The sequence below is a fragment of the Oerskovia sp. NPDC060287 genome, assembly GCF_042726775.1.
Taxonomy (GTDB): domain Bacteria; phylum Actinomycetota; class Actinomycetes; order Actinomycetales; family Cellulomonadaceae; genus Oerskovia; species Oerskovia merdavium.
This window is the reverse complement of the sequence record NZ_JBHXBO010000206.1, coordinates 1-7,411: the sequence shown is the minus strand read 5'-3', so window position 1 is coordinate 7,411 and position 7,411 is coordinate 1. Positions and strand designations below refer to the sequence as shown.

Genomic DNA, 7,411 nt, shown 5'->3' with positions numbered 1-7,411 from the left:
GTCCCTCGGTGGTCGTTGTCATGGCTGCTCGTTACCAGCCGAGCCCGAGCGCATCGGCCTTGGCCTGGATCGTCTTGGCCGCGTCCTCAGCGGTGACCTGACCGTTGGCGACCTTCTCGGCCTCGGTCTCGATCGTGGCCGAGAGCTCGTCCCAGCTGGGCACGGTCGGCGGGGCGATCGTGTTCTTGAGCTGCTCCTGGAGGACCTGGGTGCGGGGGTTGGCCGTCAGGGCCTCGTCGTCCCAGGCGCTGTTGACGGCCGGGAGGTCGTTGGTCGCGGCGTACCACTCCTGCTGCGTCTCGGGCTCTGCGAGCCAGCGGACGAGCTTCCACGCACCGTCGGCGTTCTTGGCCTCGTTGAAGACCCCGAGGTGCGCACCGCCGATGTACGAGTCGTTGTTCGTGGTGCCTGCGGGGACCGGGACGGTCGCGACGTTCTGCTCGACCCAGTCCTCGCCCTGCATGTCCGCGAGGACGTTGACCATCCACGGCCCGGAGATGAAGGCCGGGTCGGACCCGTCGACGAACGCGCTGTTCTGCGTGTCGCCGTAGCCGGCGAGCGGGGACAGGCCCTCGGTGAAGAACGAGGCGTAGTAGTTCAGCGCGTCGATCATCGCCTGGTTGTCGAGGTCGTAGGCGTCGCCGGCCTCGTTGAAGACCGATCCGCCCGCCTGCGAGTAGAAGGGGAGGATGACCTGCGTGGAGTCCTCCGCGTCACCCATGGGGAGCTGGAGGCCGTAGGTGGAGCCGTTGGCCTTCATGGCCTCGGCGAACGCGGTGAGCTCGTCCCACGTGGTGGGGGCGGCCACGCCGGCTGCCTCTGCGAGGTCCGAGCGGTAGTACATGACGCGGGTCTCGACGTACCACGGCACGCCGTACTCGACGCCGTCGGCCACGGTCGAGGCCGCGGCTCCCTCGACGAAGTCGGCGCTCTCCACGAGCCCGTCGGGGACGGGGGCGAGGCCACCGGTGGACACCATGGTCGGCATGAACGACGTGCCGATCATGATCGCGTCGGGGACCGTGCCGGCGGCGACGGCCGTCTGGAACTTCGTCATGACGTCGGCCCACGGGATCGTGGTGACCTGGACCTTCGCGTCGGGGTTCTCGTCCGTGAAGCCCTTGACGAAGTCGGGGAGCTTCTCGCCCTCTTCGCCCATGGCCCAGACGGTGATGTCGCCGGTGGCGGGCGAGTCGTCCACGGTCGTGGTGGTCGCGGCGCCGGTCTGGCGATCGGCCGACCCTTCGTCGGCGCGCCCACAGGCGGTCAGTGCCAGGAGTCCGACGATGCCGACGGCGACCGCCTTGCGTCCGAGCTTCATGAGCAATCCTCCTCATCGAGTGTTCGGCTCGATCTCTGAGCCGATGCGAAACTACCATAGCGTGCGCTCGGTTAGTCTTTTCACCAGGGGTGTCCGGAGCCGTACCGTGGATACCGACAAATCCTGACGAAGGAGACGGTGATGACCCAGAGCGGGCCCGGCACGCGAGCTGCCGACACGGCGACGACCCCGAAGAACCCCACGACCCCGAACGAGGGCAAGAGGCCCGACGGACGACTCGTGCGCGGCGAGCAGCGCCGACGCGAGATCCTGCGGACCGCGGTCGAGGTCTTCGGTGAGCAGGGCTTCCGCGGCAGCTCGTTGCGGGAGATCGCCGCCCGGGTGGGGATCTCCGAGGCGGGCCTCCTGCACCACTTCGGGAGCAAGGCGGCGCTCCTGACGGCGACCATCGAGGAGCGCGACCGGCGTGACCTCGAGCGCCGCACCGAGGCGGAGACCGACGGGGCCTCGCTGCTGGCCACCATCCGGGACCAGGTCCGTCGGAACGCCGAGACCCCCGGGCTGGTCGGGCTGCACGTCGTCGTCGCCGCGGAGGCCACGGAGCCGAACCATCCCGCGCACGACGTCGTCCGCGACCGCTACCGGGCGCTGCGCCACCAGGACGACACGCGCTTCCGGGACGCGATCGACCGCGGCGAGCTGCGCCCCGAGGTCGACCCGCAGGCGATCGGCCAGCTCTTCTCCGCGGTCATGGACGGCCTGCAGCTCCAGTGGCTGCTGGACCCCGAGAACGTCGACATGGTCGCGCTGTTCGACCACTTCGTCGCGCTGCTGCAGCCGGTCCAGGACGCGGCGTCCGCCACCGATGAACACACCACAGAGCAGGAGTCCACGTGACCACCACCGCCATGACCGCCGCCCCCGCGGGCACGACCCTCGCCTCGGGCGGGACGACAGTCGAGCTCACGGCGGGCGGTGACGTGCGCGCCGTCCGCACCGGCGGGCTGCTCGTCAACCAGTACCTCCCTGGTGAGCACGACCGCATGCCGGGCGGCATGGTCCTGCGCGCGACCCGCGCGGACGGGACGGTCGAGGTCGCGCAGCTCACCGGTTCCGCGCCCGCCGTGACGGGCGTGGAGACCGGCACCGACCGCGTCGTGTGGTCCGGGGCGGCGCTCGGGCTGGAGTCGGAGGTCTCGCTCACCGTGGACGACCGGGCCCTCGTGTGGCGCGTCGACCTCCGGGCCGGGACGGGGACCCGTGCGGACGCGGTCTACGACGTCGTGCACGTCCAGGACCTCGCGCTCGCGCCTCCCGCTGCCGCGCTCTCGAGCGAGGCGTACGTCTGCCAGTACCTGCTGCACCGCGCGCTCGAGCACCCCACCGCGGGGAGCGTCCTCGTCAGCAGGCAGACCATGTCGGCGCTGCCGAGACTGCCGCTCGCCGTCACGTTCCTCGTCGAGGGCGCAGCCGCCCACCTCACCGACTCCCTGCAGGTCTTCACCCCGCGGTCGCGGCGCGACGGCGTGCCGCACGGGCTGCTCGGCCCGGTCTCCTCGGGCGTGCTGCAGTACGAGTACGCGATGCAGACGCTCGTGTCGCACCCCCTGGACCTGTCGACGGGCGCGGCCCAGGTGCACGCGGTGACCGTGGTCGACGTCGACGCGCGCGGACCGCTCGACGCGCACGTCGAGCAGGTGTCCGGCTGGGCGGACGCCGCCGTCGCCGTCGCGGCGGCCGAGCGCCCTGCCGTCCCGCTGCCCACGACGGGCTCGGTGCTGCGCGACGCTCCTCTCCTGGCCGGGGACGAGCTCGACGAGGCAGGACTGGTCGCGGCCCTCGGACTGGCGTCCGACGAGGTCCTGCTGCCCGAGCGCGACGCCGAGGGCACGCTGCTCTCCTTCTTCACCCCGGGTGGGTCGCACGTCGTCGACGGCCGCAAGGAGCTCGTCACCGAGCGGTCGCACGGCCACGTCCTCAAGGCGGGGGACGCGGTCCTGCCCACCGACGAGGTGCTGTCCGTCACCGCGTTCGCGCCCGGCGTCTTCGCCTCGCACGTGGTCCTCGGCAACACGACCGCCAACCGGCTCGCCACGGTCCACCGCCACCACCTCAACCTGCTGCGCAGCAGCGGGCTGCGGGTCCTCGTCGACGACGGCCGGGGCCCCCGCCTGCTGGGCGTCCCGTCGGCGCTCGTGCTCGACGTCGGCGGTGTCCGGTGGCTGTACGAGACCCCGCTCGGCCGCATCGACGTGCGGACCGTCGCCCATCACCGCCAGGACCGAGTCGACGTGAGCGTGGGGTGCGAGCGGGCGCTGCGCGTCACCGCCACGCTCGAGCTCGACGACGAGGCCGGCGGCTGGACGGTCGAGCACACGTCCGAGACCTCGCTCGTCGTCCGCCCCGTCCCGGGCGCGGACGTCGCGACGCACTACCCCGACCTCCGCTACGCCGTCTCGTCGAGCGCCCCCCTCGCCCTCGATGGAGCCGCTGCGCACCGGGTGGACAGCTCGTCGGACACCGGCGCGCTGACCCTCGCGATCGCGGGTTCGCTGCACGGCGACGCCGGCGCGCTCGCCCTGGTCGCGCCCGAGCACGACCCGCTCGACGACCTCGAGGCGACGCTCGCGGGCCATCTCGAGACCGTGCGGGGGCTCGTCCGCGGGCTGCGCTTCCAGCCGCACCCGGAGCTCGCGACGCAGGAGCTCGACCTCCTCGTGCCCTGGTACGCGCACGACGCGCTGATCCACTTCCTCGTGCCCCACGGGCTCGAGCAGTACTCGGGCGCGGCCTGGGGGACCCGCGACGTGTGCCAGGGACCGTTCGAGCTGGCGCTGGCGGGTGGCCGGACCGACATCGCCCGGCAGATCGTGCTGCGGGTCCTCGCGCACCAGCACACCTGGGGCGGGTTCCCGCAGTGGTTCATGTTCGACGAGTACGCCGAGCGGTACAACGACTCCTCGCACGGCGACGTCGTCGTGTGGCCGCTCTTCGCGCTCGCCCAGTACCTCGAGGCGAGCGGTGACCTCGGGATCCTCGACGAGGTGGTCCCCTTCTGGGACCACGCCCGCCGGAGCCCTGCCACGCAGGGCCCTGACGCCCGCGCGACCGTCACCGAGCACGTCGTGCGGATCCTCGACCACCTCGAGACCGACCTGCTGCCCGGCACCTCGCTGCCCGCCTACGGCGAGGGCGACTGGGACGACACCCTGCAGCCGGCGGACTCCCGGATGCGTACCAACCTCGCCTCCACCTGGACGTCGGCGCTGCTCGTGCAGGCCTCGCTCCTCCTGGCCCGCACCACGGCCGGGCGCGACGAGGTCCTGTCCGCGCGTGCCGCGGCGCTCGCCGCGTCGGTGCGTCACGACCTGCGCGAGCGCGCTCTGGTCGACGGCGTCATGGCCGGGTACGTGCGGCACGACGAGCTCGGCGACGAGCTCGTCATCCACCCCCGGGACAGGAGCACGGGGATGCGGTACCGCCTCATCCCGATGACCCAGTCGATCCTCGCGGGCATCCTCACGCCGGAGGAGGCCGAGGAGCACGAGCGCCTCGTCGTCGAGCACCTGCTCTTCCCCGACGGCGTGCGGCTCATGGACCATCCTGCCGCGTTCGACGAGGGGATCCCTCACACGTTCCTGCGGGCCGAGCAGGCCGCGAACGTCGGGCGCGAGGTCGGGCTCATGTATGTGCACGCGCACATCCGCTACGTCGAGGCGCTCGCCGCGCTGGGCCGGGGGAGGGCTCTCGACGAGCTGCTCCGCATCAGCCCGTTCGACCTCGGCTCCCGCATCGACCACGCCCTGCCCCGGCAGCGCAACGCGTACTTCTCGTCGAGCGACGCGGACTTCCCCGACCGGGCGAGCTTCGCCCGCGACTTCGAGAAGCTCCGCGACGGGTCCGTGGGCGTGCGGGGCGGGTGGCGCGTCTACTCGAGCGGTCCGGGGATCTACCTGCGCCAGCTCGTCCAGGGCGTGCTCGGTCTCACCGAGCAGTCGGGTGCTCTCGTGGTGGACCCTGTCCTTCCGGCGACGGCCGACGGGCTCACCGTCGATCTCGAGGTCGGAGGCAGGACGCGCCGCGTCGTCTTCCGGGTCGGGGACGCGGGTGCGCAGGTCCAGGTCCGGGCAGGAGCCGGACCCGACGACCTCGTCGTCGTCCCGTCCGCCGCGCGCGCGGGGGACTACCGGCAGCGGGGTGTCGTCGTCGCGCCCGAGGCGCTGGGCGTCGCGGCCGTCGTCGAGATCTCGGTGCCCGCCGGGTCGTAGCCCGGCTGGGTCCCGTCGCCGTCGCGCCGAGGACGAGGTCGTGGTCGCCGTGGCCCCCCGCGCGACCACGGCCTCGTCCTCGACGGGGCGGGCCCCGCTACTCCCGCACCGCCCGGACGATCTCCGCCGCGAGGTCGGCCGGCCGCGAGAACATGGGCCAGTGCCCGGTCGGCAGGTCGACGTAGGTGACGTCGAGCTCACCGAGCTCGGTGTGCAGCGGCGGCCCGGGGTGTGCCATCTGCCGCAGGACCTCCGACGGCAGGCTGGTGCAGATGGCGGTCGCGGGCACGTCGAGCCTCGCGGGGTCGCTCACCCGCACCCGGCCACCGGCCACGCCCGCGGGGTGGGGGACCGCCCGCGCGCGGAACCGGGCGAGCCCGGCCTCGTCGATCCCGTCGAGGCTCGACCCGGCGGCCTCGAGGTCCTCCCACGCGGGCAGCGGGAGGTCGACCGTCCCCGCGGGGAGGTCGGGGGCGAGCGAGGCCCCGTCGACCAGCGGGCCCGTGTCGACGTAGACCGCGCGCCGGATGCGCGCGGGGTCCCGGTCGACGACCTCGTGGATCACGGGCCCGCCACCGCTGTGCCCCACGAGCACGACATCGCCCTCGAGCGGTGCGATCACGTCGCGCACGGCCTGGACGTGGTCCTCGCGGGTGAGGCCGCTGCGGTCGGTCTCGACGTCGTCGAGCCCGGGGAGGGTGACGGCGTGCGGTGCGAGGCCCGCGGCCTCGAGGTGGGGGACGACGTCGTCCCACGCCCAGGCCCCGAGCCAGAAGCCCGGGACGAGGACGACGTGGGTCTGCCGGTCGCTGCTGCTGTGCTGCGTCGAAGTGGTCATGGACCCACTCTCGCCCGACCCTGGTGACACCTGTCTGTCACCATTGTTCGAGGAGGTTCGACGGGGTCCACCGACGAGCCCGGGACCCGGCGGAGGCGACGTGAACAAGACCGAGCGGCTCTACGCGACGGCCGAGGAGCTGCGTCGCGCCGGACGCGCCGGGACCACGGGGGCCCGGCTGGCCCGCCTCTTCGAGGTCAGCGAGCGCACCGTCAAGCGCGACGTCTCGGCGCTCCAGCAGGCCGGGCTGCCCGTGTGGGCGCAGGCCGGGCCGGGCGGCGGGTACGTGCTCGACCCCTCCGCGTCGCTGCCTCCCGTCAACTTCTCGCCCCAGCAGGCGGTCGCGGTCGCGGTCGCGCTCGCCGCGCTCCCGCCCGGCAGCCCGTTCGCGGTCGACGCCGCTGCGGCGCAGGGCAAGGTCTGGGACGCGCTGGGCCCCGAGGCGCGCGAGCGCGCGTCGGCGCTCGCCGCGAGGGTGTGGATCGACCGAGGAGACACGGCCGGCCGGCCCCGGGACGCCCCGCAGTCGGTGCCCGACGGCGCGGCTCGCCCGGGTGCGGACGTCGCCCCGGGGGGCCCGGGGGTGCCCGACGACGCCGCTCGCCCGGGTGCGGACGTCGCCCCGGGTGGGGTCGTCCCGCGCGCCCACGCCCACCTGCAGGTCCTGCGGGCGGTCGAGCAGTCGCTCGCCCGGTCGCTCGTGCTCGCTCTCCGCTACCGCGACGGCCGCGGCAACGAGTCGGCCCGGAGGGTCGAGCCCGTGATCCTGGCCCACACCGAGGCTGCCTGGTACCTCGTCGCGTGGTGCCGGTCCCGTGAGGCCGTCCGGTGGTTCCGGCTCGACCGCGTCGAGCGGGCAGACCTCACCGGTGAGACGTACGTGCCGCGGCCGGTCGCGGAGGTGGGGACCCCGCCGTCGGGCGCTGTGCCTGTCGCCTGAGCGGTCCGTGGCCTGCGTGGTCTGCCGAGAACGACCCTGCGCCGGGTCGAGCACGAGGTTGCGGTCGTCCAGCGCCCCAGAAC

Annotated in this window: 5 protein-coding genes; 3 read left to right on the top strand and 2 right to left on the bottom strand. The window is 73.5% G+C overall.

Translation table 11 applies throughout. From position 1 onward, the window contains the following. Nucleotides 1-31: 31 nt before the first annotated feature. A complete protein-coding gene (locus ACFWFR_RS15500; RefSeq protein ID WP_377623556.1) occupies nucleotides 32-1,321 on the bottom strand; it encodes an extracellular solute-binding protein in 1,290 nt (429 codons plus the stop codon). Between the two features lie 141 nt (nucleotides 1,322-1,462). Between ACFWFR_RS15500 and ACFWFR_RS15495 the strand changes: the two genes are divergently transcribed. Together ACFWFR_RS15495 and ACFWFR_RS15490 are read left to right on the top strand one after the other, a co-directional pair. Continuing rightward, nucleotides 1,463-2,179: a TetR/AcrR family transcriptional regulator gene (locus ACFWFR_RS15495; protein WP_191802652.1), complete on the top strand. Its 717-nt coding sequence runs from the start codon at nucleotides 1,463-1,465 to the stop codon at nucleotides 2,177-2,179. Continuing rightward, a complete protein-coding gene (locus tag ACFWFR_RS15490; RefSeq protein ID WP_377623555.1) occupies nucleotides 2,176-5,550 on the top strand; it encodes a GH36-type glycosyl hydrolase domain-containing protein in 3,375 nt (1,124 codons plus the stop codon). The genes ACFWFR_RS15495 and ACFWFR_RS15490 overlap by 4 nt, the downstream gene beginning before the upstream one ends. A 97-nt stretch (nucleotides 5,551-5,647) precedes the next feature. Here ACFWFR_RS15490 and ACFWFR_RS15485 read toward each other — a convergent pair whose 3' ends face one another. Next, complete coding sequence (locus ACFWFR_RS15485; RefSeq protein ID WP_377623554.1) at nucleotides 5,648-6,388, bottom strand: alpha/beta fold hydrolase; 741 nt, start codon at nucleotides 6,386-6,388, stop codon at nucleotides 5,648-5,650. 100 nt (nucleotides 6,389-6,488) lie between these two features. Here ACFWFR_RS15485 and ACFWFR_RS15480 point away from each other — a divergent pair, with 100 nt between their 5' ends. After that, nucleotides 6,489-7,328 carry a helix-turn-helix transcriptional regulator gene (locus ACFWFR_RS15480; RefSeq protein ID WP_377623553.1) on the top strand — a complete coding sequence of 280 codons (840 nt, stop codon included), beginning with the start codon at nucleotides 6,489-6,491 and terminating at the stop codon, nucleotides 7,326-7,328. Nucleotides 7,329-7,411: the final 83 nt, after the last annotated feature.